The 23,778-nt window shown below is 71.8% G+C and carries 19 protein-coding genes and 2 tRNA genes; 7 read left to right on the plus strand and 14 right to left on the minus strand.

Translation table 11 applies throughout. The features are described from left to right. Positions 1-61: 61 nt before the first annotated feature. Positions 62-595 (minus strand): peptidylprolyl isomerase, encoded by a 534-nt coding sequence (locus ACTT8P_RS22345; protein WP_442833476.1) that lies wholly within the window; start codon positions 593-595, stop codon positions 62-64. 321 nt (positions 596-916) lie between these two features. Here ACTT8P_RS22345 and ACTT8P_RS22350 point away from each other — a divergent pair, with 321 nt between their 5' ends. Then, positions 917-1,615, plus strand: coding sequence for a DUF5324 family protein (locus ACTT8P_RS22350; RefSeq protein WP_442833477.1), 699 nt, complete (start codon positions 917-919; stop codon positions 1,613-1,615). A gap of 102 nt (positions 1,616-1,717) precedes the next feature. Here ACTT8P_RS22350 and ACTT8P_RS22355 read toward each other — a convergent pair whose 3' ends face one another. Continuing rightward, on the minus strand, positions 1,718-2,494 hold the full coding sequence (locus ACTT8P_RS22355) for an isoprenyl transferase (protein ID WP_361158747.1): 777 nt from the start codon (positions 2,492-2,494) through the stop codon (positions 1,718-1,720). 425 nt (positions 2,495-2,919) lie between these two features. After that, a tRNA-Ala gene (locus ACTT8P_RS22360) sits at positions 2,920-2,992 on the minus strand. 183 nt (positions 2,993-3,175) lie between these two features. On the opposite strand from ACTT8P_RS22360, the gene ACTT8P_RS22365 reads away from it, so the two are divergent. Both ACTT8P_RS22365 and ACTT8P_RS22370 read left to right on the plus strand, forming a co-directional pair. Further along, positions 3,176-3,724 carry a helix-turn-helix domain-containing protein gene (locus ACTT8P_RS22365; RefSeq protein ID WP_215170393.1) on the plus strand — a complete coding sequence of 183 codons (549 nt, stop codon included), beginning with the start codon at positions 3,176-3,178 and terminating at the stop codon, positions 3,722-3,724. Positions 3,725-3,839: 115 nt separating this feature from the next. Further along, the gene (locus ACTT8P_RS22370) at positions 3,840-5,243 is read left to right on the plus strand and encodes a serine/threonine-protein kinase (RefSeq protein ID WP_442833478.1); all 1,404 of its coding nucleotides are present in this window, start codon (positions 3,840-3,842) and stop codon (positions 5,241-5,243) included. A gap of 22 nt (positions 5,244-5,265) precedes the next feature. On the opposite strand, the gene ACTT8P_RS22375 is transcribed toward ACTT8P_RS22370, so the two are convergent. Together ACTT8P_RS22375 and ACTT8P_RS22380 are read right to left on the minus strand one after the other, a co-directional pair. Then, positions 5,266-6,612, minus strand: coding sequence for a hypothetical protein (locus tag ACTT8P_RS22375; RefSeq protein WP_442833497.1), 1,347 nt, complete (start codon positions 6,610-6,612; stop codon positions 5,266-5,268). Between the two features lie 324 nt (positions 6,613-6,936). Beyond that, complete coding sequence (locus tag ACTT8P_RS22380) at positions 6,937-7,065, minus strand: DLW-39 family protein (RefSeq protein WP_003999697.1); 129 nt, start codon at positions 7,063-7,065, stop codon at positions 6,937-6,939. A 337-nt stretch (positions 7,066-7,402) separates the two neighbouring features. Between ACTT8P_RS22380 and ACTT8P_RS22385 the strand changes: the two genes are divergently transcribed. Further along, the gene (locus ACTT8P_RS22385) at positions 7,403-7,783 is read left to right on the plus strand and encodes a DUF6344 domain-containing protein (RefSeq protein ID WP_442833479.1); all 381 of its coding nucleotides are present in this window, start codon (positions 7,403-7,405) and stop codon (positions 7,781-7,783) included. 124 nt (positions 7,784-7,907) lie between these two features. Here ACTT8P_RS22385 and ACTT8P_RS22390 read toward each other — a convergent pair whose 3' ends face one another. Further along, positions 7,908-8,102: a ferredoxin gene (locus ACTT8P_RS22390; protein WP_442833480.1), complete on the minus strand. Its 195-nt coding sequence runs from the start codon at positions 8,100-8,102 to the stop codon at positions 7,908-7,910. Positions 8,103-8,236: 134 nt separating this feature from the next. Here ACTT8P_RS22390 and ACTT8P_RS22395 point away from each other — a divergent pair, with 134 nt between their 5' ends. Next, positions 8,237-8,992 carry a glycosyltransferase family 2 protein gene (locus ACTT8P_RS22395; RefSeq protein ID WP_442833481.1) on the plus strand — a complete coding sequence of 252 codons (756 nt, stop codon included), beginning with the start codon at positions 8,237-8,239 and terminating at the stop codon, positions 8,990-8,992. Positions 8,993-9,090: 98 nt separating this feature from the next. Here ACTT8P_RS22395 and ACTT8P_RS22400 read toward each other — a convergent pair whose 3' ends face one another. Beyond that, on the minus strand, positions 9,091-9,966 hold the full coding sequence (locus tag ACTT8P_RS22400) for an FkbM family methyltransferase (protein ID WP_442833498.1): 876 nt from the start codon (positions 9,964-9,966) through the stop codon (positions 9,091-9,093). A 253-nt stretch (positions 9,967-10,219) separates the two neighbouring features. On the opposite strand from ACTT8P_RS22400, the gene ACTT8P_RS22405 reads away from it, so the two are divergent. Together ACTT8P_RS22405 and ACTT8P_RS22410 are read left to right on the plus strand one after the other, a co-directional pair. Continuing rightward, positions 10,220-10,807, plus strand: a complete 588-nt coding sequence (locus ACTT8P_RS22405) for a hypothetical protein (RefSeq protein ID WP_442833482.1) — start codon at positions 10,220-10,222, stop codon at positions 10,805-10,807. Between the two features lie 246 nt (positions 10,808-11,053). After that, on the plus strand, positions 11,054-15,001 hold the full coding sequence (locus ACTT8P_RS22410) for an nSTAND1 domain-containing NTPase (protein WP_442833483.1): 3,948 nt from the start codon (positions 11,054-11,056) through the stop codon (positions 14,999-15,001). A gap of 51 nt (positions 15,002-15,052) precedes the next feature. Here ACTT8P_RS22410 and ACTT8P_RS22415 read toward each other — a convergent pair. The 7 genes from ACTT8P_RS22415 to gnd form a co-directional block, all read right to left on the minus strand. Beyond that, positions 15,053-15,129 (minus strand) — tRNA-Ile (locus ACTT8P_RS22415). Between the two features lie 89 nt (positions 15,130-15,218). Continuing rightward, positions 15,219-15,977 (minus strand): DUF3566 domain-containing protein, encoded by a 759-nt coding sequence (locus ACTT8P_RS22420; RefSeq protein WP_442833484.1) that lies wholly within the window; start codon positions 15,975-15,977, stop codon positions 15,219-15,221. A gap of 18 nt (positions 15,978-15,995) precedes the next feature. Then, a complete protein-coding gene (gene gyrA / locus ACTT8P_RS22425) occupies positions 15,996-18,590 on the minus strand; it encodes a DNA gyrase subunit A (RefSeq protein WP_442833485.1) in 2,595 nt (864 codons plus the stop codon). Between the two features lie 42 nt (positions 18,591-18,632). Continuing rightward, positions 18,633-20,693: a DNA topoisomerase (ATP-hydrolyzing) subunit B gene (gene gyrB, locus ACTT8P_RS22430; protein WP_442833486.1), complete on the minus strand. Its 2,061-nt coding sequence runs from the start codon at positions 20,691-20,693 to the stop codon at positions 18,633-18,635. A gap of 501 nt (positions 20,694-21,194) precedes the next feature. Then, positions 21,195-21,746 carry a DUF721 domain-containing protein gene (locus ACTT8P_RS22435; protein ID WP_442833487.1) on the minus strand — a complete coding sequence of 184 codons (552 nt, stop codon included), beginning with the start codon at positions 21,744-21,746 and terminating at the stop codon, positions 21,195-21,197. Then, positions 21,743-22,864: a DNA replication/repair protein RecF gene (gene recF, locus ACTT8P_RS22440; RefSeq protein ID WP_442833488.1), complete on the minus strand. Its 1,122-nt coding sequence runs from the start codon at positions 22,862-22,864 to the stop codon at positions 21,743-21,745. The genes ACTT8P_RS22435 and recF overlap by 4 nt, the downstream gene beginning before the upstream one ends. Before the next feature lie 33 nt (positions 22,865-22,897). Next, positions 22,898-23,773, minus strand: coding sequence for a phosphogluconate dehydrogenase (NAD(+)-dependent, decarboxylating) (gene gnd, locus ACTT8P_RS22445; RefSeq protein WP_442833489.1), 876 nt, complete (start codon positions 23,771-23,773; stop codon positions 22,898-22,900). Between the last annotated feature and the right edge of the window lie 5 nt (positions 23,774-23,778).

Here is a 23,778-nt window from a genome sequence, read left to right on the forward strand (position 1 = left end):
CGGGGCGTTTGGTTCCCGAGATGATTCCCGAGGTGGTTCCCGACGTGGCTCCCGGCGGGGATCAGCCCTCGCGGGTCTCCACGACGACCGACTCGATGACGACGTCCTGGACCGGACGGTCGGTGCGCGGGTTGGTCTTCGTGCCGGCGATGACGTCCACGACCTTCTGGCTGGCCGCGTCGGTGACCTCGCCGAAGATGGTGTGCTTGCGGTTCAGCCACGTCGTCGGGGCGACGGTGATGAAGAACTGCGAGCCGTTGGTGCCCGGACCGGCGTTGGCCATGGCCAGCAGGTAGGGCTTGTCGAAGGAGAGGTCCGGGTGGAACTCGTCCTCGAACTGGTAGCCGGGACCGCCGGTGCCGTTGCCCAGCGGGTCACCGCCCTGGAGCATGAAACCACTGATCACCCGGTGGAAGACCGTCCCGTCATAGAGCTTGTCGGTGGACTTCTGGCCGGTGGCCGGATGGGTCCACTCGCGCTCGCCGGTGGCGAGCTCGACGAAGTTCTTGACCGTCTTGGGGGCGTGGTTCGGCAGGAGCCGGACGCTGATGTCGCCGTGGTTGGTCTTCAGGGTGGCGTAAAGCTGCTCAGCCACGATCTGCCTTCCGTTGTCTTCCTTGTGACTCCCTGATCCTCGCACGGTCCGCCGCGCACGTCGCCCAGCGGTCGATCGCCGTCCCTCTTCGGTGCCCCTTCGGCCCGTGCCGCTTGCGTAAATCCGGCCGAGTCCTTTCGGGACGGGGGCGCTGCCCGTCGATCCGTGGCATTGTCGACGACAAGCTCCCGTTGCCCTGGATTCACCCGCTATCGCATGACCCGGATGCCCGCTCTCACATGCCTGGCGGTGCGTCGGCAGGCATGATCCGTAAAAGGGTGGAAAGTCGAATTACCGTACGCCACCGAGGAGGAGGAACCCGTGACCCGCATCGACAGCGTGCGCGCCGCGACCGGTTCGGCGAAGGACAGCGTGCTGCACGCCGCGGAAGTGGTGGCGCCCTACGCCGACACGGCCAAGGACAGGGCCGCGCACTACGCACAGGAGGCGCGCGTACGGCTGGCGCCCAAGGTGTCCCTGGCCGCCGACCAGGCCCGGCAGCAGTACGGCGCGTATGTGGCGCCGCGTCTTGAGCAGGCCCGTTCGCATGTGCCACCGAAGGTGGACCTGGCCGCGCACGAGGCGGCCCTGCGGACCCGTATCGCCGCCCGGCAGGCGGCCGACTATTCGCGGCCCCGGCTGGAGCAGGCGATGGCCGCGGCCGGTCCGGTCCGTGACGAGGCGGCGCTGCGTGGTGCGGCCGCACTGGCGGCGCTGCGCGGTCAGGTGTCGGCCAAGGAGATCCAGAAGCTGGCGCGCAAGAACGAGCGGCGGGCGAAGGCCGGCCGGGTCGTCAAGGTGCTGGCGGTCCTGGGTGTCGTGGCGGGCGGCGCGTTCGCGGCGTGGAAGTGGTGGGACAAGCAGGCCAACCCGGACTGGCTGGTCGAGCCGCCGGAGGCGACGGAGGCCCCGGAGCCGGGCCGGCTGACGTCGGTGGACGGCAGCGGGGCCACGCTCGACCCGGAGGTGGAGGCCAAGCAGGCCGAGGACGAGGCCACCAAGGGCGACGACCAGCGCTGAGACACAGCACAGAACAGGCACAGCACAACGCCGCGGGGCGGGAGAGTACGGTTCTCCCGCCCCGCGGCGTTGTTTCACGTGAAACGGCGCGCTTCGGCGCGGTCACCGTCCGTAGCGGCGTTCCCGTAGCGAGTAGGAGCGCAGGGCGCGCAGGAAGTCGATCTCGCGGAAGTCCGGCCAGTAGGTCTCGCAGAAGTACATCTCGGCGTACGCGGACTGCCAGAGCAGGAATCCGGACAGCCGCTGTTCGCCGGAGGTGCGGATGATGAGGTCGGATTCGGAGCGGGCCTTGGAGTATAGGTGCTTGGAGATGTGCTCCATGGTGAAGGTCTCGATGAACTCGTCGATGTCCCCGCCCTGGGCGCTGTGCTCGGTGAGGGCGGAGCGGACGGCGTCGACGATCTCGCGGCGGCCGCCGTAGCCGACGGCGACATCGACCTTGGTGCCGCCCCGGCGGTCCTGGGTGGCCTCGGTGGCGGTCTTGAGGCGGGCGGCGGAGTCGGCGGGCAGCAGGTCCTGGGCTCCGACGACGGCGACCGGCCAGGGGTTGCCGGGGGCGGCCAGCCGTTCCACGACTTCGGCGATGATGTCGATGAGCGGGGTCAGCTCTTCTTCCGGCCGGTGCAGGTTGTCGTCGGAGAGCATGTAGAGGGTGACGTGCTCGATCTCGGCCGAGTCGCACCAGCGCAGGAAGTCCAGCACCTTCGCGCCGCCCGCGCGGTAGCCCTCGCGCGGGTCGTTTATGCCGGACATCTTGGCCCAGCGGCGGTTGCCGTCCAGCATGATGCCGATGTGCTGAGGGCGTGGACGTCCCTCCAGCTCCCTGACGAGTCGCTTCATGTAGAGCGCGTCGAGAGCGGCCCGTACCTTCGCCCGCATGGTCTGCCCCTTCCACCTCGCCGCCGGCGGCCGAGGGCCCACGGCGGCGATGAGTCACGTGGCACCGCCCCGCAGGGGTGGGGGTACTGGTGCCTTGTGGAGTGACGATATCAAGAGCGGACATGCCGGCTTCCGCTCGAACCGGGCCGCTTCCGGCACGGCTGAAGATCACCAATTACCGCGTCCGGCCGGGAAGTTGGCGCCTTCCTCGCGGCCGTACGCCGGACCGCAGCGCCCCGGGCCGCACGGCCCGGCCTCACCTGCGGCGACCGTATGACACCGGCGGGTCCGGCACCACCGCCGGGCAGGGGATCCCGGTGCCACCGCCGCCCAGGGGATGTGGACACCCGGTGGACACCGATCACCGGACTCCGCTCACGAGAACGCCCTCCGAGAGCGAGTCTCGGAGGGCGTCTGACCTGCGGTGGAGCCTAGGGGAGTCGAACCCCTGACATCTGCCATGCAAAGACAGCGCTCTACCAACTGAGCTAAGGCCCCGCAGCCGTGGCGTCCGGCCGGCCGGAACACCGTCCCGGCCAGCGCCGCTGCCAAGAGTACCGGGTGGTCCCCCGTATCTCCCAAACAGATTGGGGGTCCCGGTGAACGACCACTCTCCGTAAGATGCTCGGCGTGGTTCGCTGGAGCGAACTGCGGTTTTTGGGGAAGCGATGGGGAGACGCAATGGACGCCGCACAGCAGGAAGCCACCGCGAGAGCGCGGGAGCTTCAGCGGAACTGGTACGGGGAGCCACTGGGGGCGCTCTTCCGTAGGCTGATCGACGATCTCGGGCTCAACCAGGCGCGGCTCGCGGGCGTCCTGGGGCTGTCCGCGCCGATGCTGTCCCAGTTGATGAGCGGTCAGCGGGCGAAGATCGGCAATCCGGCGGTGGTGCAGCGGGTGCAGTTGCTCCAGGACCTGGCGGGGCAGGTCGCGGACGGCAGTGTCAGCGCGGCCGAGGCCACCGAGCGCATGGACGAGATCAAGAAGTCGCAGGGGGGCTCGGTGCTGAGCAACACGACGCAGACCACGAGCAGTTCGGGGGCGCCCACGGTCAAGCGGGTGGTCCGCGAGATCCAGTCCCTGCTGCGCTCGGTGGCGGCGGCCGGCGACATCATAGAAGCGGCGGACACTCTCGCCCCGACCCACCCGGAGCTGGCAGAGTTCCTCCGGGTCTACGGCGCCGGCCGCACCTCGGACGCGGTCGCGCACTACCAGTCCCACCAGAGCTGACCCCGCCCGGGCCCGACCGCCGGAGGGGGTACGGCGGCCGGGTCCGCGCGGGAGCCGGGCACGGAAGGACGCGGGAGCCGGGCACGGAAGGACAGGGGGAGGGGCGCGCAGGGCGATGGGTGAGGTCTTCGCCGGACGGTACGAACTGGTCGACCCGATCGGGCGCGGGGGAGTCGGCGCGGTATGGCGCGCCTGGGACCACCGGCGCGGCCGGTACGTGGCCGCCAAGGTGCTCCAGCAGCGCGACGCCCACTCCCTGCTGCGGTTCGTGCGGGAGCAGGCGCTGCGCATCGACCATCCCCATGTGCTGGCCCCCGCCAGCTGGGCGGCCGACGACGACAAGGTCCTGTTCACCATGGACCTGGTCACCGGCGGCTCGCTGGTCCACGTGGTCAACGACTACGGTCCGCTGCCGCCGCTCTACGTCTGCACCCTGCTCGACCAGCTGCTGTCCGGGCTGGCCGCGGTGCACGCCGAGGGCGTCGTCCACCGGGACGTCAAACCAGCCAACATCCTGCTCGAAGCCACCGGCACGGCCCGTCCCCGGCTGCGGCTGGGGGACTTCGGCATCGCCATGCGGCTGGGCGAACCGCGGCTGACGGAGGCCGACCTGGTGGTCGGGACGCCCGGTTACCTGGCGCCCGAGTCGATGATGGGCGCGGAGCCGGACTTCGCCGCCGACCTGTTCGCCGTAGGGCTGGTCGCGCTGTATCTGCTGGAGGGCGCCAAGCCGGACACCAAGGCGCTGGTGCAGTACTTCGCCGAGCACGGGACGCCGCCGGCGCCCGCGGGGATTCCGGAGCCGCTGTGGCAGGTCGTCTCGACGCTGCTGCAACCGGATCCGGTGGCCCGGTTCCGTACGGCGACGGGGGCGCGCAAGGCGCTGGCCGGGGCCATGGAACTGCTGCCGGAGCCCGGTCCGGACGACGAGCTGATCGAGATCTTCGACCAAGTGGGGCCGCTGCCGGCCGGGTTCGGGCCCGCGGGGCCGACCGCTGCGCCGTCCACGCCGTCCACGTCCTCCGCATCGTCGCGGACGCCGTCGTCGCGGACGCCGTCATCACCGTCGGCCCCGGCATCCGCACCGGAGCGGGGACCCGGCACCTCGCCCCCCGCCGCCGTCGAGACCACCGGCTCCGAGGAGCGTCCGCTCCGGCTGCCGGGCATGTCGGACACCGGCAGCTTCCACCTCCCGCCGCCGCACCCCACCGTCTCCACCGTCGCCCTGCTCGGTCAGCCGGGGACCCCTCACCCGCCCACGCCGCCGGCCCCCGCCGACACCCCGTCGTACCCCACACCGCTCCCGCCGCCCCCACCACGCGCCCCCAGCCCCACCCCCGGCCCCACCCCCACCGCCGCGTACACCGCGCAGAACCCTCAGCCCTCCCAGAGCCCCGTCGCCCAGCACCGCGCCCCCCGCCGCCGGCGCCCCGGTCCCCCGGCGGCGGTCGCGCTGCCGCTGCTGTTCCTGGCGCTGGCCTGCTACGCGGTCGGTTTCTGGGCCCTGACCCGGATCTGAGGTCCGGCGGCCGCACCCCTCGTTACGCGCTCCTGCGCCGCGCCACCACGGTCCACACGCCGAGTCCGGTCAGCAGCACGCTCCCGGTGCCGATCCCGCCGACCGCCACCGCCCGCATCGCCGGGTCCCCGCCCCCGGCCGGGTCGTCGGCCAGGTCCCCTTCCGGGCCCCCGGTCCCCGCCGCCCGGAAGGGTTCCGCGGCCTCGAGGACACCGCGCGGCACCGGCTCCCCCGCGTAGTCGGGTCCGTCCCCCGCCTGCCCCGTCAGCCGCACCCGCAGGACGACGTCGAACGGTCCGTCGCCGAAGCGGTCGGCGACCTGTTCCGCAAGGTGCACGACCAGGTAGTACGACCCGGCGAACCGCATCGCGTTCTGCTGTCCGGCGACGGCGTACCGGTTGCCGTACGCCACCGGCGGCACCGGTCCCAGGTCGACCGCGGCCGGCCGCCCGGTGTAGCCGGTGCCGGCGCTGTCGACCCGGCCGCGGACGGGGTTGTGCAGGGACAGCGACAGGGCGCCGGTGGCGTAGCCGGAGCGGCCTTCGGTGCTGCCGAGTTCCGCGGTGGCGTAGAGCTGCCGGCCCCAGTCGAGGGGCACCTTGTAGTAGAGGGTCTGGCCGGGCTCGATGCCGGCGCGCCAGGCGCCCTGGCCGAGGGATGCCGCCCCGGTGAAGCCGGCGCCGCCCGGACGGTTCGCGGGATCGCCGGTGGGCGGGGCGGGAGAGGCCGAGTCCCAGGCGTCCGGGGCGGTGGTGGCCGCCGTCCGCTTCAGGCCCGGCTCGGAGACGGTGGTCAGCTCCAGGTCCCAGGCGTCCGGCGGGGAGTCCTGCGGCCGGACCCGTTCGACGACCACGTAGTAGCGGCCCGCTTCCTGGCACCGGGTTCCGGTGCGGGTGATCTCGCGGGCCGCCGAGGCGGTGACCGGGTGCGGGCTGCGGGCGGCGCCGAAGGTGGCACTGTCCAGCGAGCAGGAACCGCCGTCGGCGTCCCGCACGGAGACCCGGACGCCGTCGACGGCGACGACCTCGCCGCCGGGGCGGGGTACGGCGGTGACGGAGACGTACGCGTCCGAGGCGGCGTCGAGTTCGAGGGCGTAGTAGACCTCGGCGTCGCGGGCCAGGGAGCTGCGGTAGGTGACGCCGGGCTCCAGACGCGCGGCGTCGGCCGCGCCGTCGGCGCCGTCGACGCGCCGGGCGTCCGGCGCGAAGGCGTAACCGCCGCCGTCGCCGTCCTCCTCGTCGGCGCGGTGGTCGCTCACCGCCGTGCCCGCCGTGCCCGCCGTACCGGCCGCGAGGGCCACGCCGCCCGGCACGGCGGCCGTCACACCGAGGACACCGAGGACACCGAGGACGCCGAGCACAGCGGCCACCACGCGCACGGCGGGCAGGGCAGCCGAGTACGGCACGGAGGCCGGCCGCCCGCCCCGGGCCCTCGGCCTCGACGTACGCCGCCACCTCATCGCCCGCCACCCCTCATACCGCCACCGCCACCGCCACCATCACCGCCACCGCCACCGCCACCGCCACCGAACCGAACCGGCCCGGCCGTGCCCCATCCTGCCCCGCCGCCCCGCCCGCCATCCGCCGGTTCCGTACGCGCGTCCGAAACATCCCGCCGGACCGGTCCCGGGCAACACAAAACCCCGACCGTGATACGGCCGGGGTCTGTTCTCAGGACCGGTTTCTGGTCGTCCTCACGAACCCGTGGGCACGGAGTCAGTCGCCTCCGTCCACAGATCCTGCTCGGCGCGATCCGCCTGGATCTGGCGGTACACGAGGAGCCCGCCGATGGCGGCCAGTGCGACCAGGAGAAGCTTCTTCACCGCGCGACCTCGTCTTTCCTTGACGTAGGGGACCTCTGCCGCCCGACTATACACACCGGCCGATATCGATCGGTGACCTGCGTCCGGCGTCAACTCAGCTCCGCCGGGACCCAGTAGAGGCGGGCCGGACCGTTCCGATCGGAGGGTGATCACACCCCCACGGACGGTGAGATTTGATCCCACTCCTCCCTGAACGCCACTTTTCTGCCCTCTTGCACCCATCCGTGTGGTGTTGATCTGAAGAACGCCGCGCCGCGGGCGTCGGTCCACCACTTCGCGGCGCTCATACACATCATGAGGAAAGTACGCAAATCGCCCAACCCGAAAGTGAGAGATCATGGCCCGGAACAAGGTCCTCAGCGTGTGGACCGCCTTCGTCACCGCCTTCCTGGCGCTGTGCACGGCGCTCGGCCTCATCACGACGACCGCCTCGGCGGCGGTACCGCCCACCGAGACCGCGCGCAACAGCGAGACCGGTGCCGGCGGCACCGAAGCGTCGGCTCCGGCGGCGTCCCCGAGGTCCTGGCCCCGGGCCGGTTCCCTGCCGCCCACCATGAAGCAGCGCATCCGGGCCGAGGCCCACGGCAAGTCCCCGAGCTGCCGGCACCGTCCCACCACCGACGCGGCCGCCGCGGCCCGGTCCGCCGCCCTGTGCGACACGGCCGAGCAGCCGGAGGCGGAACCCCTCGCCCCGGCCGACCCACCACTGCAACGCTGAGCGTTCCGGCGGGTCCAGCGGATCCCAGCGACTCCCGGCAAAGGCCCGGCGCTCCCCGAGCGCCGGGCCTTCCGCATGCCGCCCGCCCGTACCCCCTCCGCTCTCCTTGCTCCCCCTGCTGCCCCTACTCCCCGTCCGTGATGCTGATCGCCTGCGACGGGCACTGCTCGGCCGCCTCCCGTACCCGCGGGTCGTCGCCGGTGTCCTCGCGCCCCGGGATGACCGCGCCGAACCCGTCCACCGTGGTGAAGACGGACCCCACCCGGTGCACACAGTCCGCGGAGCCGTAGCAGAGGTTCTGATCGACGGAGACCCTCATAGGTGCGTTCATACGCGCGTCCCCCCGGCAGCGGTGCGGTCCAAGTCCTCCGGCCGACCAGGCTAGTGCGGCCCGTCGTATCTTGGGCGGGCACGACGAACCGGAACGGATGAGCCACGAAAGGTGGTGAGCGTATGAGCCGCCGCATCACCGTTGTCACGGCCATCCACGCACCGTCCGCCCCCTACCTCCAGGACGCCTACGCGTCCCTGCGGCAACAGGAGTTGCCGGCCGGCTGGGACTGGCGGTGGCTGGTCCAGGAGGACGGCTGGACGGACGACGTACGCCCCCATGTGCCGGCCGACCCCCGGGTGGTGTTCCGGCAGGGGCGGCCCGGCGGCCCCGGAGTGGCCCGCACCATCGCGCTCGCCCACGCCGAGGGCGAGTACGTGAAGATCCTCGACGCCGACGACCAGCTCCCCGCCGGCGCGCTGGCCCGCGACCTGGCGGCGCTGGAGGCCGACCCGACGATCGGCTGGACGACGTCGCGCGTACTGGACCTGCTGCCCGACGGTTCGACGGCCGGCTTCCCGGGCGACCCGGCGAACGGGCCGATCGAGCGGGGCGTCGTCCTCGACTTCTGGAAGGCCAACGGCTTCCGTGCCCCGGTCCACCCGGCCACCCTCTGCGTCCGCCGCGACCTGCTGCTCGCGCTCGGCGGCTGGATGGCCCTGCCCGCCTCGGAGGACACCGGACTGCTGCTCGCCCTGAACGCGGTCGCCCGCGGCTGGTTCTCCGAGCAGGTCGGCCTGCTCTACCGCAAGTGGGAGGGGCAGGCCACCGGGCAGGCGGCGCACGTGGACCCGGCGGAGCGGGACGCGCGCATGATGGTCGTCGAGGCCCGCGCCCGGGCCCTGGCCGGCCTCGGGTGGCGCTACCCCCTCGCGTGACACCCCGGGCCGTTACCGCAACGCCTCCCCCTCGCACAACACCCCGGGGAACACCCCGGTGAACACCCCGGTGAACACCCCGGTGACACCCCGGGCCGCTACGGCAACGCCGCCGCGTCCACCCGGGAGAACACCAGCTCCGTCTCCCCGACCAGCGGCTCCCGCCACCGCACCGGCGCGGCGGGCCCGTCGCGCAGCGCCCGCAGACAGTCGGCGGGCGCGTAGCCGCCCGCCATCCGGTAGGCGTGGAACCCGGCCGCGGCGAACGTGTCCAGCAGTTCGTCGGCCGAGTCGCCGAGCCGGGCCATGCGCTCCGGCGTCACCTCGACACAGACCTCGGCGTCCGGCCGCAACGCGCCGAGCAGCGGCGCCAGTCCACGCACCACGCTGCCCTCGGCGCCCTCCACGTCGATCTTGAGCACGCGCGCGGTGGCCACCTCGGCGGCGGTCAGCACCTCCGTCAGCGGCACGGCCTCGGTCTCGAAGACCGACTCGGCTGCTCCGTCGTACGGAACGATGCTGTTGGCGCCCATGTTGTGGGAGCTGGCCAGCACGAAGGTGAGCGTCTCGCGCCGGTCGGCGACCGCCGTGTTCACCGCGCGGACGTTGGCGCAGCCGTTGAGCCGGAGGTTGCGCAGCAGCCGCCCGTGGAAGGCGGGCGACGCCTCCACCGCCACCACCCGGCCCGCGGCGCCGACCAGCCGGGAGGCGAGCACGGTGAAGACGCCGATGTTGGCTCCGACGTCGACGAACGTGTCGCCCGGCCCGAGCCGGCGCCGCAGCCAGCCGGTCATGTGCGGTTCCCAGACCCCGAAGAGGTAGAGGTAGCGCTGGATCAGGTCGGTGGTGTCCACCGCGAACCGGCCTCCGCAGCGGTCCTCGACCACCCGCCGCCGGGGGTGGTCGCGCAGGTACGGGTTGAGGAGGCGGCCGGCCAGCGCGGTCTTGCCGAGGAAGCCCGGGGCGTGCCGCACGTACCGGCTGCCCAGGGTCGCCAGGGGCTCCGTGAGGCCGCTGCGCGTCGGCGCGGCCCGGCTCGCGTCGGGGGTCACACCGGACACGGTGCCACCTCGGCCCCGGGGACCGGAACGACGGCCCGGGACCGGCCGCGCAACCCGCGCGTTTCAGCCATCTTCTGCCACCACCACCCGCCGGAATCGCAGGCTCCGCCCGCCGAACTCGTAAGATCCGCCGGTCGACTTGAGAACATCCGGCGGGGGGGGCGGCATGGGAACCGGCGAACAGCTCGTGACCGTGGGAGGCGTGTTGCTCGGCGCGCTGACCACGCAGGTGGCCGCCTATCTGCTGGAGCGGTCCAGGAACCGCTACCAGCTGCTCACCCGGTGGGACGACAAGAAGATCGACGCCTACAGCGAGTACGTCGACGCGGTCAAGACGCGCATCGCCGCGTGCGTCCGGCTGTACGAGGTCCGGGAGGGCATCCGCGAGGACCACCGGCCGCTGGCCGAACTCCGTGAGGACGTGGCCGAGGCCGGCCGGCGGTGGGGCTCGGCCTTCGAACGCGTGATGCTGCTCGGCGGCGACGACGCCATCGAGGCCGGGCACGAACTCAACAGCACGGTCTCGGAGATCGTCTGGCAGGCCACCGGCCAGATCACCGGCACCCTCGGAGAATGGCGCGAACGGCACCGCACCGCGTTCCGGCAGATCAACCTGTTCCACGAGGCGGCCCGCGCGGACCTCGGCATCCAGGGCAACGTCACCGGCGAGAAGCACCCGGAGCGGGATCTGCTGCTGCCGCCGCCCCGGCAACCGCCCCGGCAACCGTCCCGGCGACCCTCCGGGGAGGGGTGAGCGCGCGCGCGGACCGGTCGGTCGCGTCGCGCCGTCCGGTACCGGTCCCTCCCCTCGTGCGGACCGGTACCGAACGGTGCGAACGGACTCGGCCCGTCCTCACTGCCGTTGTCGGCGATCCTGCCAGCGATCCCGTCCACCGAGGAGGGGCCGCGTCCGGATCGCCCCCTTCACCGCAGGTCAGACGTATAGAGTGAGTTTTCCGGTCCGGACGTGACGACGGCGGGGGAGGTAAGGGGTGGGACCTTGAGTTCCGACTCAGGGACACGTACAGCCTTCGCCGAGCGACTCGCCCTGCTGTACACGGAGGCCGGCAATCCGCCCCTCAAGCGGGTGGCCGAGGCGGTCGACCGGCTCCAGCGGGTCGACGAACGGGGCCGGCCGGTACGGGTGTCCGCGCAGCGGATCAGCGACTGGCGGCGGGCCCGGAACGTACCCGCGCAGTTCACCGCGCTCGCCGCGGTGCTGCACGTGCTGATCCCGGCGGCCCGGCGGGCCCGGCCCGTCCCGGTGTCCAAGGGCCTGTACGACCTGGCCCAGTGGCAGCGCCTGTGGGAACAGGCGCTGGCCGATCCGGCGGGCGACCGCGGCGAGGCACCGGACGAGACCGCCGACGGCCGCGGCGCCGACTCCCCGGGGGTGGCCGGCGTGTGCCCCTACCGGGGGCTGGCCGCCTACCGGCAGCAGGACGCCCGCTGGTTCTTCGGCCGGGAGCGCAGCCGGGACGACCTCATCGCCCAGGTCCGCGCCGCCGAGCGGACCGGCGGCCTGGTCGCGCTGGTCGGCGCGTCGGGCGCGGGCAAGTCCTCCCTGCTGAACGCGGGCCTGATGCCCGCCCTGCGGACCGGCCGCGAGGTGCGGTACCTGGTGCCCGGACCGGCCCCGCTCGCGGAGCTGGCCCGAGCGGTCCCGGACCTGGCACCGGTCCTCGCCGAACCCGGCGCGACCGCGGCCCCCGGTTTCACCGAGGCCGTTCGAGCGGCCGTCACCGCGTGGGCCGCGCGCCAGGCGCCGCCGGCCGGCCCGCCGCCGGTGCTGATCGTCGACCAGTTCGAGGAGACCTTCGCGCTCTGCCCCGACGACACGGTCCGGCGTACGTTCATCCAGACCCTGCACGCGATGTGCGCGCCCGCCGGCTCCGGCGGCCCGCCCCCCGTCTGCGTCCTCGTCGGGGTCCGCGCGGACTTCTACGAGCAGTGCCTGGGCCACCCCGAACTCGCCGACGCCCTCCAGCACCGGCACATGGTGCTCGGGCCGCTGACCACGGCCGAGCTGCGCGAGGCGGTGGCCGGCCCGGCCAAGGCGGTGGGCCTGGAGATCGAACCGGGCCTGGTGGAGCTGATCATGCGGGAGGTGAGCGCCGACGGCCCGCACGGGGTGCACGACGCCGGTGTGCTGCCGCTGCTGTCCCACGCGCTGCTCGCCACCTGGCAGCGGCGCAAGTCGGGCCGGCTGACGCTGGCCGGGTACCGGGCGGCCGGCGGCATCCAGACGGCGGTGGCGACGACGGCGGAGCACGCCTGGTCCGGCCTCGACCCGGCCGCCCGCGCCGCCGCCCGGCAACTGCTGCTCAGGCTGGTGCGGCTGAGCGAGGACACCCAGACCACCCGCCGGCGCGGCACCCGGCGCGGCCTGGCGGAGGAGTCCAAGGACCCCGGCAAGACCGAGGAGTCCCTCGAAGCACTGGTCCGGGCCCGGCTGGTGACGCTGGACGCGGAGACGGTGGAGATCACCCACGAGGCGCTGCTGCACGCCTGGCCGCGGCTGCGCGGCTGGATCGACGAGGACCGGAGCGGCCATCTGCTGCGCCAGCGGCTGGAGGAGGACGGCCGGGCCTGGGAGGACTCCGGCCGCGACGCGGCCCTGCTCTACCGGGGTTCGCGGCTGGAGCAGGCGCACGGCTGGACCAGGTCGGCCGGCACCGTGCTGACCCGCAGCGCGGCGGAGTTCCTGGCCGCCTCGGTCCGGCTGCGGCGCCGCACCGTGTGGCTCAGCCGGGGCGCGGTGGCGGCCGTGCTGGTGCTGGCGATCGTGGCGGCGGCGTCGGCGGTGACCGCGTTCCGACAGCGGGACGACGCGGTGTTCGCGCAGGTCTCCGCCGAGGCCGACCGCTTCCAGTACTCGGACCCGTCCCTCTCCGCCCAGCTCGACCTGGTGGCACACGACCTGCGCCCCGACGACGAGGGCACCCGCAACCGGCTCATATCCATCGTCAACGCCCCCTTGGCGACCCCCCTCAGCGGCCACACCGGCGCCGTCTACCTCACCTCCTTCAGCCCGGACGGCCGCCTGCTGGCCACCGCCTCCTACGACCGCACGGTCCGCCTGTGGAACGTCGCGGACCCGGCCCGCCCCAGACCCCTGGGCAAGCCCCTGACCGGCCACCGGAGCTGGGTGAGCACCGCGGTCTTCAGCCCGGACGGGCATACGCTGGCCAGCGCCTCGGACGACGGCACGATCCGCCTGTGGGACGTGACGGACCCGGCCCGCCCGCGCCCCCTCGGCGCCCCCCTGACCGGCCACCACGGCACCGTCTACCTGCTCGCCTTCCGACCCGACGGCCGCACCCTCGCCTCCGTCGGCAACGACCGCACCGTCCGGCTGTGGAACGTGGCCGACCCCGGCCACGCGACCGCGCTGACCACCCTGACCGGCCACACCGACGCCGTACGGTCACTGGCCTTCAGCCCGGACGGCCGCACCCTCGCGACCGGCGGCGACGACACCACGGTCCGGCTCTGGGACACGGCCGACCCGCGCCACCCGCACCGCACGGGCGAGCCGCTGACCGGCCACACCGGCACCGTGCACTCGGTGGCCTTCAGCCCGGACGGCCGCACCCTGGCCAGCGGCAGCTCCGACGACACCATCCGGCTGTGGAACGTGAGCGACACCGACCGCCCCCGCTCCCTCGGCACCCCGCTCACCGGCCACACCGGCCCGGTCTGGTCGGTGGCCTTCAACTCCGCCGGCACCATGCTCGCCGCGGGCAGCGCCGACTCCACGGCGACCCTGTGGAACGTCGGCAACCCGGCCTACCCGTCCCAGGTCGGCGAGCCGCTCGCGGGCAGCAGCGGCGAGATGTACGCGGTCGGCTTCAGCCCGGACGGCCGCACCCTGGCCACCGGCAGCGGCGACAGCACCGTTCGCCTGTGGTCGATCCCGACCTCGGACATGGTCGGCCGGATAGGGGCCTTCCGCCCGGACGGACGGGTACTGGCCACCGCGGCCCGGGACGGCAGGGTCCGGCTGTGGAACGTCACGGACACCGACCGCCCCCGCCCGCTGAGCGGCCCGTTCACCCCCGGCGAGGGCGACATCCGCTCCCTGGTCTTCTCCCCCGACGGCCGCACCCTGGCCGTCCTCACCGGCAGCCACGCCGTCCAGCTCTGGAACGTCGCCGACACCGCGCACCCCGCCGCCCACGCCCCGCCCGTCGAACTGCGGACCCGCTTCGCCGGCCCCCGCGCGCTGGCCTTCAGCCCGGACGGCCACACCCTGGCCACCGCCCAGAGCGACCGCACCGTCCAGCTGTGGGACGCGACCGACCCCGCCCGCCTGCGCCCCCTGGGCACCCCACTGACCGGCCCCACCGGCTACGTCAACGCCCTCGTCTTCTCCCCGGACGGCCGCACCGTCGCGGCCGGCAGCGCCGACGGCACCATCCGGCTGTGGCCCGTCGCCGCCGCCGCGCGCGCCGGACGCGTCCTCGGGGAGCACATCGGGCCGGTGAACGCCCTCGCGTTCAGCCCCGACGGCCGCACCCTGGCCAGCGGCAGCGACGACAACACGGTCCGGCTCTGGGACCCCGCCGGCGACGACCGGCAGCCGGTCGCCGAACTCACCGGCCACACCGAGGCGGTCGTCTCCCTGACCTTCAGCCCCAGCAGCCACACGCTGGCCAGCGGCGGCAACGACAACACGGTCCGCCTCTGGGACGTCACCGACCCGTCCGCCGCGTCACCCATCGGCCAGTCACTGAGCCCCAACGCCAAGACCGGCAACTTCCTGGCCTTCAACCCCCGCACCCGCATGCTCGGGGTCTCCAGCGGCGTCGACACCGTACGCCTGTGGAACCTGGACACCGACGCGGCGGTCCGCCGCATCTGCTCCGCCACCCGCAACGTCCTGACCCCGGCCCGCTGGCACGAATACCTGCCCCGCCTGCCCTATGACCCGCCGTGCGGCACCTGACACAAGACACGCGAAAGGCCCCCGACCGTGACCGGTCGGGGGCCTTTTCGCTGGTGGGGCTAACAGGATTTGAACCTGTGGCCTCATCCTTATCAGGGATGCGCTCTAACCAACTGAGCTATAGCCCCGCCGCGCTCTGCGGTGTATGTCCCGCGCGCTGACTCCTGAAGATTAGCGCACGAGGTGGGCAGGCCCAAAATCGGTTACTCGCGCCCGCTCACTCGTCCTCGGCGAGGGTCAGCTCCACGCCGCCGACGAAGCCGGCGGAGAGGTTGTAGATGAACGCGCCGAGTGTCGCCAGGGCGGTGGCCAGGACGACGTCGATGACCGCGATGATCGTCGTGAACAGCAGGACGTTGGGCAGCGACAGGAACGACTGGAGGTCGAAGCCGTTCGACTCGTTGGAGCCGGTGGCCTCGGAGATCGTGCCGCCGACCGTCGAGAAGACGCCCATCGCGTCCATGACCATCCACAGCACGGTGGCCGCGACGATCGTGCACACGCCCAGCGCGATGGAGAGCAGGAAGCTCACCTTCATCACCGACCACGGATCGGCCTTCGCCACCCGCAGCCGGGCCTTGCGGACCCGGGGCGTGGTGCGGCCCGCGCCGGTGCGCGGCCGGCGGACCGCACCGGCCGCACCGCCCGCGGTACCCGCCGGGGTCTGGTACGCCTGCGGCGGGTGGTAGGGCCCGCCGGGCTGTTGCTGCTGCCGCTCGCCCGGCAGCGGGGAGGCCCCCTGCTGGGGCGTGGGCTGGGCGCCGGATGCGGCCGGGCCCGCGCCAGCGGCGTACTGCTGGGTCTGCGGACCTCGGGTGTCCGTCACAGTTCCCCCCTGGGATCCATGAGTCTCGTACGAGGATGAGGACGCGTTCCCGTGCGGGTCCGTTCCCTGCGCGGCGGAGCCACGGCCGCCGCCGTCCGTTTCGGTACCCGTCGAGGTACCGGCCGATCCGGCGCCCGTGGCTCCGCTCACGATGACTCTCTCCTCGTGCTACTCGGCCGAGGGCGCCTCGCCCTCGTCCGTGCCGGCGGTCGCGGCATCCTCGGCGGTCTCCTCGTCGGCCACGTCGCCGTCGACTTCCTCCGCCTCGCGACCCGCCTCGGCGTTGCGTGCGATGCCGACCACGGCATCGCGCTTGCCAAGATTGATCAGTTGGACGCCCATGGTGTCACGGCCCGTCTCCCTGACCTCGCTGACGCGCGTGCGAATCACACCGCCGGAGAGGGTGATGGCGAGGATTTCGTCGGTCTCCTCGGTCACCAGCGCTCCGACGAGCTCTCCACGGTCCTCGACGATCTTGGCGGCCTTGATGCCGAGGCCGCCGCGACCCTGGACGCGGTACTCGTCGACGGAGGTGCGCTTCGCGTACCCGCCGTCGGTGGCAGTGAACACGAACGTACCGGTTCGAACAACATTCATCGAGAGCAGCTCGTCGCCGTCACGGAAACTCATGCCCTTGACGCCCGAGGTGGCCCGGCCCATCGGCCGCAGCGTGTCGTCCGAGGCGGTGAACCTGATCGACTGCGCCTTCTTGCTGATCAACAGCAGATCGTCATCGGCCGAGACGAGTTCGGCACCGATCAGTTCGTCGTCGGTTCCGTCCTCCATCTCCCGTAGGTTGATGGCGATGACACCGCCCGAGCGCGGGGAGTCGTAGTCCTTCAGCGAGGTCTTCTTGACCAGGCCGCCCTTGGTGGCCAGCACCAGGTAGGGCGCCGCCTCGTAGTCGCGGATGGCGAAGATCTCGGCGATCGACTCGTCCGGCTGGAAGGCCAGCAGGTTGGCCACGTGCTGGCCGCGCGCGTCCCGGCCGGCGTCGGGCAGCTCGTAGCCCTTGACCCGGTAGACCCGGCCCTTGTTGGTGAAGAACAGCAGCCAGTGGTGGGTGGTGGAGACGAAGAAGTGGTCGACGATGTCGTCTTCCTTCAGCTTCGTGCCCCGGACGCCCTTGCCGCCGCGCTTCTGCGCCCGGTAGTCGTCGGTCTTGGTGCGCTTGATGTAGCCGCCCCGGGTGACCGTGACGACGATGTCCTCCTCGGCGATCAGGTCCTCGATGGACATGTCGCCCTCGTAGGGGATCAGCTTCGTCTTGCGGTCGTCGCCGAACTTGTCGACGATCGCGGCCAGCTCCTCGCTGACGATCCCTCGCTGGCGGACCGGCGAGGCCAGGATCGCGTTGTACTCCGTGATCTTCGCCTGGAGCTCGTCGTGCTCCTGGACGATCTTCTGCCGCTCCAGCGCGGCCAGCCGGCGCAGCTGCATCTCCAGGATGGCGTTGGCCTGGATCTCGTCGATGTCGAGGAGGTCCATCAGGCCGCCGCGCGCGATCTCGACCGTCTGGCTGCCCCGGATCAGCGCGATGACCTCGTCGATCGCGTCCAGCGCCTTGAGCAGACCGCGCAGGATGTGGGCACGGTCCTCGGCCTTGCGCAGCCGGAACCTGGTCCGGCGGACGATGACCTCGATCTGGTGGTTCACCCAGTGCCGGATGAACGCGTCCAGCGAGAGGGTGCGCGGCACGCCGTCGACCAGGGCCAGCATGTTGGCGCCGAAGTTGTTCTGGAGATCGGTGTGCTTGTACAGGTTGTTCAGCACGACCTTGGCGACCGCGTCCCGCTTCAGCACGATCACCAGGCGCTGGCCGGTGCGGGAGGACGTCTCGTCGCGGACGTCGGCGATGCCGCCGATCTTGCCGTCCTTCACCAGGTCGGCGATCTTCTGCGCTAGGTTGTCCGGGTTGGTCTGGTACGGCAGCTCGGTGACCACCAGGCACTGGCGGTTCTGGATCTCCTCGACCGCGACGACCGCGCGCATGGTGATCGAGCCGCGCCCGGTGCGGTACGCCTCCTCGATGCCGTTGCGGCCGACCACCAGGGCGCCGGTCGGGAAGTCCGGGCCCTTGATGCGCTCGATGAGGGCGTCCAGCAGCTCCTCGTGGCTGGCCTCGTAGTTCTCCAGGTACCACTGGGCGCCGGCCGCGACCTCGCGCAGGTTGTGCGGCGGGATGTTGGTCGCCATGCCGACCGCGATGCCCGCCGAGCCGTTGATCAGCAGGTTCGGGAAGCGGGCGGGCAGGACGGTCGGCTCCTTGGAGCGGCCGTCGTAGTTGTCCGTGAAGTCGACGGTCTCCTCGTCGATGTCGCGGACCATCTCCATCGACAGCGGCGCCATCTTGCACTCGGTGTACCGCATGGCCGCCGCCGGGTCGTTGCCCGGCGAGCCGAAGTTGCCGTTGGAGTCGACCAGCGGCATCCGCATCGACCACGGCTGGGCGAGGCGGACCAGCGCGTCGTAGATGGAGGAGTCGCCGTGCGGGTGGTAGTTGCCCATGACGTCGCCGACGACGCGGGCGCACTTGTAGAAGCCTCGCTCGGGGCGGTATCCGCCGTCGTACATCGCGTACAGCACGCGGCGGTGGACGGGCTTGAGTCCGTCCCGCACGTCCGGCAGCGCGCGCGAGACGATGACGGACATCGCGTAGTCGAGGTAGGAGCGCTGCATCTCCGTCTCGAGCCCGACAGGCTCGACGCGCTGGGCGATGACGCCGCCCTCTTCGGAGGTGACGGGCGTGTTCTCGTCGGTCATTGCTGGTGAAGGTCCTTCCTGGTGCGGTCAGCGGCGACCGACTCAGATGTCGAGGAAGCGGACGTCCTTGGCGTTGCGCTGGATGAACTGGCGCCGGGCCTCGACGTCCTCGCCCATCAGCACCGAGAAGAGGTCGTCGGCCTGGGCGGCGTCGTCCAGGGTGACCTGGCCGAGCACCCGGTGCTCCTGGTCCATCGTGGTGATGCGCAGCTCCTCGGCGTTCATCTCGCCCAGACCCTTGAAGCGCTGCACCGAGTCCTCCCGGACCCGCTTGCCGGCCTGCCGGCCCAGCTCGATCAGCGCGTCGCGCTCGCGGTCGGAGTACGCGTACTCGAAGTCGTCCCGGCCCCACTTGATCTTGTAGAGCGGGGGGCGGGACAGGAAGACGTGCCCGGCCTCGACCAGCGGCCGCATGAAGCGGAACAGGAAGGTCAGCAGCAGGGTGTTGATGTGCTGGCCGTCGACGTCGGCGTCCGCCATCAGGATGATCTTGTGGTAGCGGAGCTTCTCGATGTCGAAGTCCTCGTGCACACCGGTACCGAACGCGGAGATCATCGCCTGGATCTCCTGGTTCTGGAGAATCCGGTCGATGCGCGCCTTCTCGACGTTGAGGATCTTGCCGCGGATCGGGAGGATCGCCTGGTACTGCGGGTTGCGGCCGGACTTGGCCGAACCGCCGGCCGAATCGCCCTCGACGATGAAGATCTCGCACTTGGTCGGGTCGTTGGACTGGCAGTCGGACAGCTTGCCCGGCAGCGACGCCGACTCCAGCAGCCCCTTGCGGCGGGTCAGGTCGCGCGCCTTGCGGGCCGCCACCCGCGCGGTGGCCGCCTGGATGCCCTTGCGGATGATGTCCGCGGCCTCGTTGGGGTTGCGGTCCAGCCAGTCGGCCAGGTGCTCGTAGACCACCTTCTGGACGAAGGTCTTCACCTCGGTGTTGCCCAGCTTGGTCTTGGTCTGGCCCTCGAACTGCGGCTCCGCCAGCTTCACCGAGATGATCGCGGTCAGACCCTCGCGGATGTCGTCGCCCGTGAGGTTGTCATCCTTGTCGCGCAGCAGCTTCTTGTCGCGCGCGTACTTGTTGATCAGCGAGGTCAGCGCGGCCCGGAAGCCCTCTTCGTGCGTACCGCCCTCATGGGTGTGGATGATGTTGGCGAACGAGTACACGCCCTCGGTGTAGCCGCCGTTCCACTGCATGGCGACCTCAAGGGACAGGAACTTGTCCTTGTCCTCGGCCTCCAGGTCGATCACCGTGGGGTGGACGACCTCTCCCTTGCGGGAGTTGAGGTACTTCACGAAGTCGACGATGCCGCCCTCGTAGTGGTACGAGACGCTCTTGACCTCTTGCTTCTCGTCCTCGCCCGCCTCGTCCGCGCCGGCGGTGGCCTTCGCCGACTCGCGCTCGTCGGTGAGGTTGATCTTCAGACCCTTGTTGAGGAACGCCATCTCCTGGAACCGCCGCGACAGCGTCTCGAAGGAGTAGTCGGTGGTCTCGAAGATGTCGCCGTCGGCCCAGAAGGTGACCGTCGTACCGGTCTCCTCGGTCGCCTCGTGCTTGGCCAGCGGGGCCGTCGGCACGCCCAGCTTGTAGTCCTGCGTCCAGCGGTGGCCGTCGGTGCGGACCTCGACGGCGACCTTCGACGACAGCGCGTTGACGACGGAGACACCCACGCCGTGCAGACCACCGGAGACCGCGTAGCCGCCGCCGCCGAACTTGCCGCCCGCGTGCAGCACGGTCAGCACGACCTCGACGGCGGGCTTGCCCTCCGAGGGGACGATGCCGACCGGGATGCCGCGACCGTTGTCCACGACGCGCACGCCGCCGTCGGCCAGGATCGTGACGTCGATGGTGTCCGCGTGACCGGCCAGCGCCTCGTCGACGGAGTTGTCGACGACCTCCTGCACCAGGTGGTGCAGTCCCCGCTCGCCGGTCGAACCGATGTACATACCGGGTCGCTTACGGACCGCGTCCAGGCCCTCGAGCACGGTGATGGCACTGGCGTCGTACGAGGCGGCGGCCGCCTCGTGCGAGGGGCTCGCCGCGTCGTTCACGCCGGTGTCGGTGGACGGGATGTTCTCGTTGGGGTTGCCGGAATCGGCCACGAAGCGCCCTTTCTGGCACAGCACGAGCCGGGCTCGGCGGCGTTTGCCGGAGCGGCTGCGGCATGTTGCGTTGGTAAGCCTTGATTCAGCGTTGCTCAGCTTTTCCCGGGCTCCCCACGACCGGGGCGGGATTGTCTTCCAGTCTACCGGTACCACTGACACTGATGGGGGTTTGCCGGTACCTGAGTCCGCATGTGCCGCCCTGAGACGTCCTCTCCCGACTCCCGATATACGGAAGGGGGCTCCAAGAGGCTCACGGAGGCACTCAGCGCTTCCGGCCGTCAACCCTTGGCTACTTCGGAGTCAGGTCGCGATTCGCATCCGTGTGCGGTGCTACGACAAGAGGGCCACCGGCGACCCGAACCGACGATTGACAAGCCCTTATGTGATGTCAGTCACTCTTGGGACGCCGGAGGCGAGACCGGCGCCGGACTGGGGCGAAACAGGCACAAACAGGGCGCACTCGCCCGTACGTCCCACCCCTGCGTCCGCCCGTGCGCCTCACCCGTACGTATCGCCCGGACCCGTGCTGCCGGGGGCCCGCAGCGGCCCGTAGCGGCGCGGCGAGCCACCCGGACCCTGCACCTTGATCATCCTTACCGAACCGTGCCCGAGGTCCTGATTGATGCGCGCGAGCAGTCCTGGGGCCTGGTACCTGATCTCGGTGGCCCACGTCGTCGAGTCGCAACGAACCGTCAGTTCCCTCGCGTCCTCGTCGAATCTCTCCGGCGTGCAGTGCAGGGCGATCTTCTCGCCGACGATCTGCGGCCAGCGGCCCATCACCCCGCCCACCGCGGCCGGCGTCTCCCAGCCGCGCTCGGTGATCAGCCGGTTGATCGCCGGCCCCAGCGCCATCGGGTCCCGCCCGTCGGCCCGCGCCCCCGAACGCAGCCCGCCGCGCCGGGCCTGCTTCTTCTGCTGCACCGCCTCGCCACGCGCGCGTGCCGCCTCCTTCGCCGCCCGCAGCGCCACCCGCGCGAGATCGACACCGGACGGCTCGGGGACCTTTTTCGGCACCGCGTCCTTGTGGGGACCGGGCTCGGACGCGCTCATACGCGGCCCACCGTCCCGTCCGCCACCGCGAACCGGGCCCCCGCAAGGACCTGCGGAACGTCGTCGTCCACCGCGGCGGTCACCAGCACCTGCTCGCCGGGCGCCACCAGCTCGGCCAGCCGCTCCCGGCGCCGCGCGTCCAGCTCGGCGAAGACGTCGTCCAGGACCAGCACCGGCTCATTGCCCTCCGCGCGGAGGAGATCGTAGGAGGCCAGCCGCAGCGCCAGCGCGTACGACCAGGACTCGCCGTGCGAGGCGTACCCCTTGGCGGGCAGCTCCCCGAGCTTGAGCAGCAGGTCGTCGCGGTGCGGCCCGACCAGCGTGACCCCCCGCTCGATCTCCTGCTTGCGCGCCTCGGCGAGCGCGGCGATCAGCTGCTCGAACAGGTCCTCGCGGGTGTGCCCCGCACCGGGCGCCGACGGCTTGTACTCCAACGCCACCGGACCGCCGCCCGGGGCCAGCTGCTCGTACGCCTTGTCGGCCAGCGGCTGGAGCGCGGCGATCAGATCCAGTCGCTGGGCGAGCAATTCCGCACCGGCGCGCGCCAGATGCTGGTCCCAGACGTCCAGCGTCGACAGGTCCAGCGTCCGGCCGCCGTGCCGCCGGGCCAGCGCCGCCGACTTCAGCAGGGTGTTGCGCTGCTTGAGCACCCGGTCGTAGTCGGAGCGCACCCCGGCCATCCGCGGCGACCGCGCGGTGATCAGCTCGTCCAGGAACCGCCGCCGCTCACCCGGATCGCCCTTGACCAGCGCGAGATCCTCGGGCGCGAACAGCACGGTCCGTACGATGCCCAGCACATCGCGGGGTCTGACCTGCGAGGACCGGTTGACGCGGGCGCGGTTGGCGCGGCCCGGGTTCAGCTCCAGCTCGATCAGCTGCTGCCGCTCGCCCTGCCGGACCTGGGCCCGGATCACCGCGCGGTCGGCGCCCATGCGGACCAGCGGGGCGTCGGAGGAGACGCGGTGGCTGCCGAGGGTGGCGAGATAGCCGACGGCCTCGACCAGGTTGGTCTTGCCCTGCCCGTTGGGGCCGACGAAGGCGGTGACGCCCGGGTCCAGCGGGACCTCGACCCGGGCGTAGGAGCGGAAGTCGGCCAGCGACAGATGCGTGACGTGCATGGTCGTGCGCCGACCTCCCTCGGAACCTGCTGCTTACTTCTTCTCGACCGCGTGGCCGCCGAACTGGTTGCGCAGCGCCGCGATCATCTTCATCTGCGGCGAGTCCTCCTGCCGCGAGGAGAACCGCGCGAACAGCGACGCGGTGATCGCCGGCAGCGGCACCGCGTTGTCGATCGCGGCCTCCACCGTCCAGCGTCCCTCACCGGAGTCCGCGGCGAAACCGCGGAGCTTGTCCAGGTGCTCGTCGCCGTCCAGGGCGTTCACCGCCAGGTCGAGCAGCCAGGACCGGATGACCGTGCCCTCCTGCCAGGAGCGGAACACCTCCCGGACGTCGGTCACGGAGTCGACCTTCTCCAGCAGCTCCCAGCCCTCGGCGTAGGCCTGCATCATCGCGTACTCGATGCCGTTGTGGACCATCTTCGCGAAGTGGCCCGCGCCGACCTTGCCCGCGTGCACCGAGCCGAAGTCGCCCTCGGGCTTGAGCGCGTCGAATATCGGCTGCACCTTGGCGACGTGGTCGGCGTCGCCGCCGTACATCAGCGCGTAGCCGTTCTCCAGGCCCCAGACGCCGCCGGAGACACCGCAGTCGACGAAGCCGATGCCCTTGGCCGCCAGCTCCTCGGCGTGCTTCTCGTCGTCCGTCCAGCGGCTGTTGCCGCCGTCCACGAGGACGTCGCCGGGCTCCAGCAGCTCGGCCAGCTCGTCGACGGTCGACTGGGTGGCCGAGCCGGCCGGGACCATCACCCACACCACTCGCGGGCCGCTGAGCTTGCCCACCAGCTCTTCCAGGCTGTGGACGTCGGCGAGGTCCGGGTTGCGGTCGTATCCGACGACGGTGTGGCCCGCGCGGCGGATCCGCTCGCGCATGTTGCCGCCCATCTTGCCGAGGCCGACGAGACCGAGCTCCATCAGTT

The organism is Streptomyces sp. JW3 (assembly GCF_052216785.1).
Taxonomy (GTDB): domain Bacteria; phylum Actinomycetota; class Actinomycetes; order Streptomycetales; family Streptomycetaceae; genus Streptomyces.

What these genes read in the sequence shown, in the direction of transcription:
- ACTT8P_RS22355 (WP_361158747.1), bottom strand. Translation starts at nt 2,494, where the DNA reads ATGCGGGCGAAGGTACGGGCCGCTCTCGACGCGCTCTACATGAAGCGA.
- ACTT8P_RS22365 (WP_215170393.1), top strand. Translation starts at nt 3,176, where the DNA reads ATGGACGCCGCACAGCAGGAAGCCACCGCGAGAGCGCGGGAGCTTCAG.
- ACTT8P_RS22370 (WP_442833478.1), top strand. Translation starts at nt 3,840, where the DNA reads ATGGGTGAGGTCTTCGCCGGACGGTACGAACTGGTCGACCCGATCGGG.
- ACTT8P_RS22385 (WP_442833479.1), top strand. Translation starts at nt 7,403, where the DNA reads ATGGCCCGGAACAAGGTCCTCAGCGTGTGGACCGCCTTCGTCACCGCC.
- ACTT8P_RS22390 (WP_442833480.1), bottom strand. Translation starts at nt 8,102, where the DNA reads ATGAGGGTCTCCGTCGATCAGAACCTCTGCTACGGCTCCGCGGACTGT.
- ACTT8P_RS22395 (WP_442833481.1), top strand. Translation starts at nt 8,237, where the DNA reads ATGAGCCGCCGCATCACCGTTGTCACGGCCATCCACGCACCGTCCGCC.
- ACTT8P_RS22405 (WP_442833482.1), top strand. Translation starts at nt 10,220, where the DNA reads ATGGGAACCGGCGAACAGCTCGTGACCGTGGGAGGCGTGTTGCTCGGC.
- gyrA (WP_442833485.1), bottom strand. Translation starts at nt 18,590, where the DNA reads ATGACCGACGAGAACACGCCCGTCACCTCCGAAGAGGGCGGCGTCATC.
- ACTT8P_RS22435 (WP_442833487.1), bottom strand. Translation starts at nt 21,746, where the DNA reads ATGAGCGCGTCCGAGCCCGGTCCCCACAAGGACGCGGTGCCGAAAAAG.
- recF (WP_442833488.1), bottom strand. Translation starts at nt 22,864, where the DNA reads ATGCACGTCACGCATCTGTCGCTGGCCGACTTCCGCTCCTACGCCCGG.
- gnd (WP_442833489.1), bottom strand. Translation starts at nt 23,773, where the DNA reads ATGGAGCTCGGTCTCGTCGGCCTCGGCAAGATGGGCGGCAACATGCGC.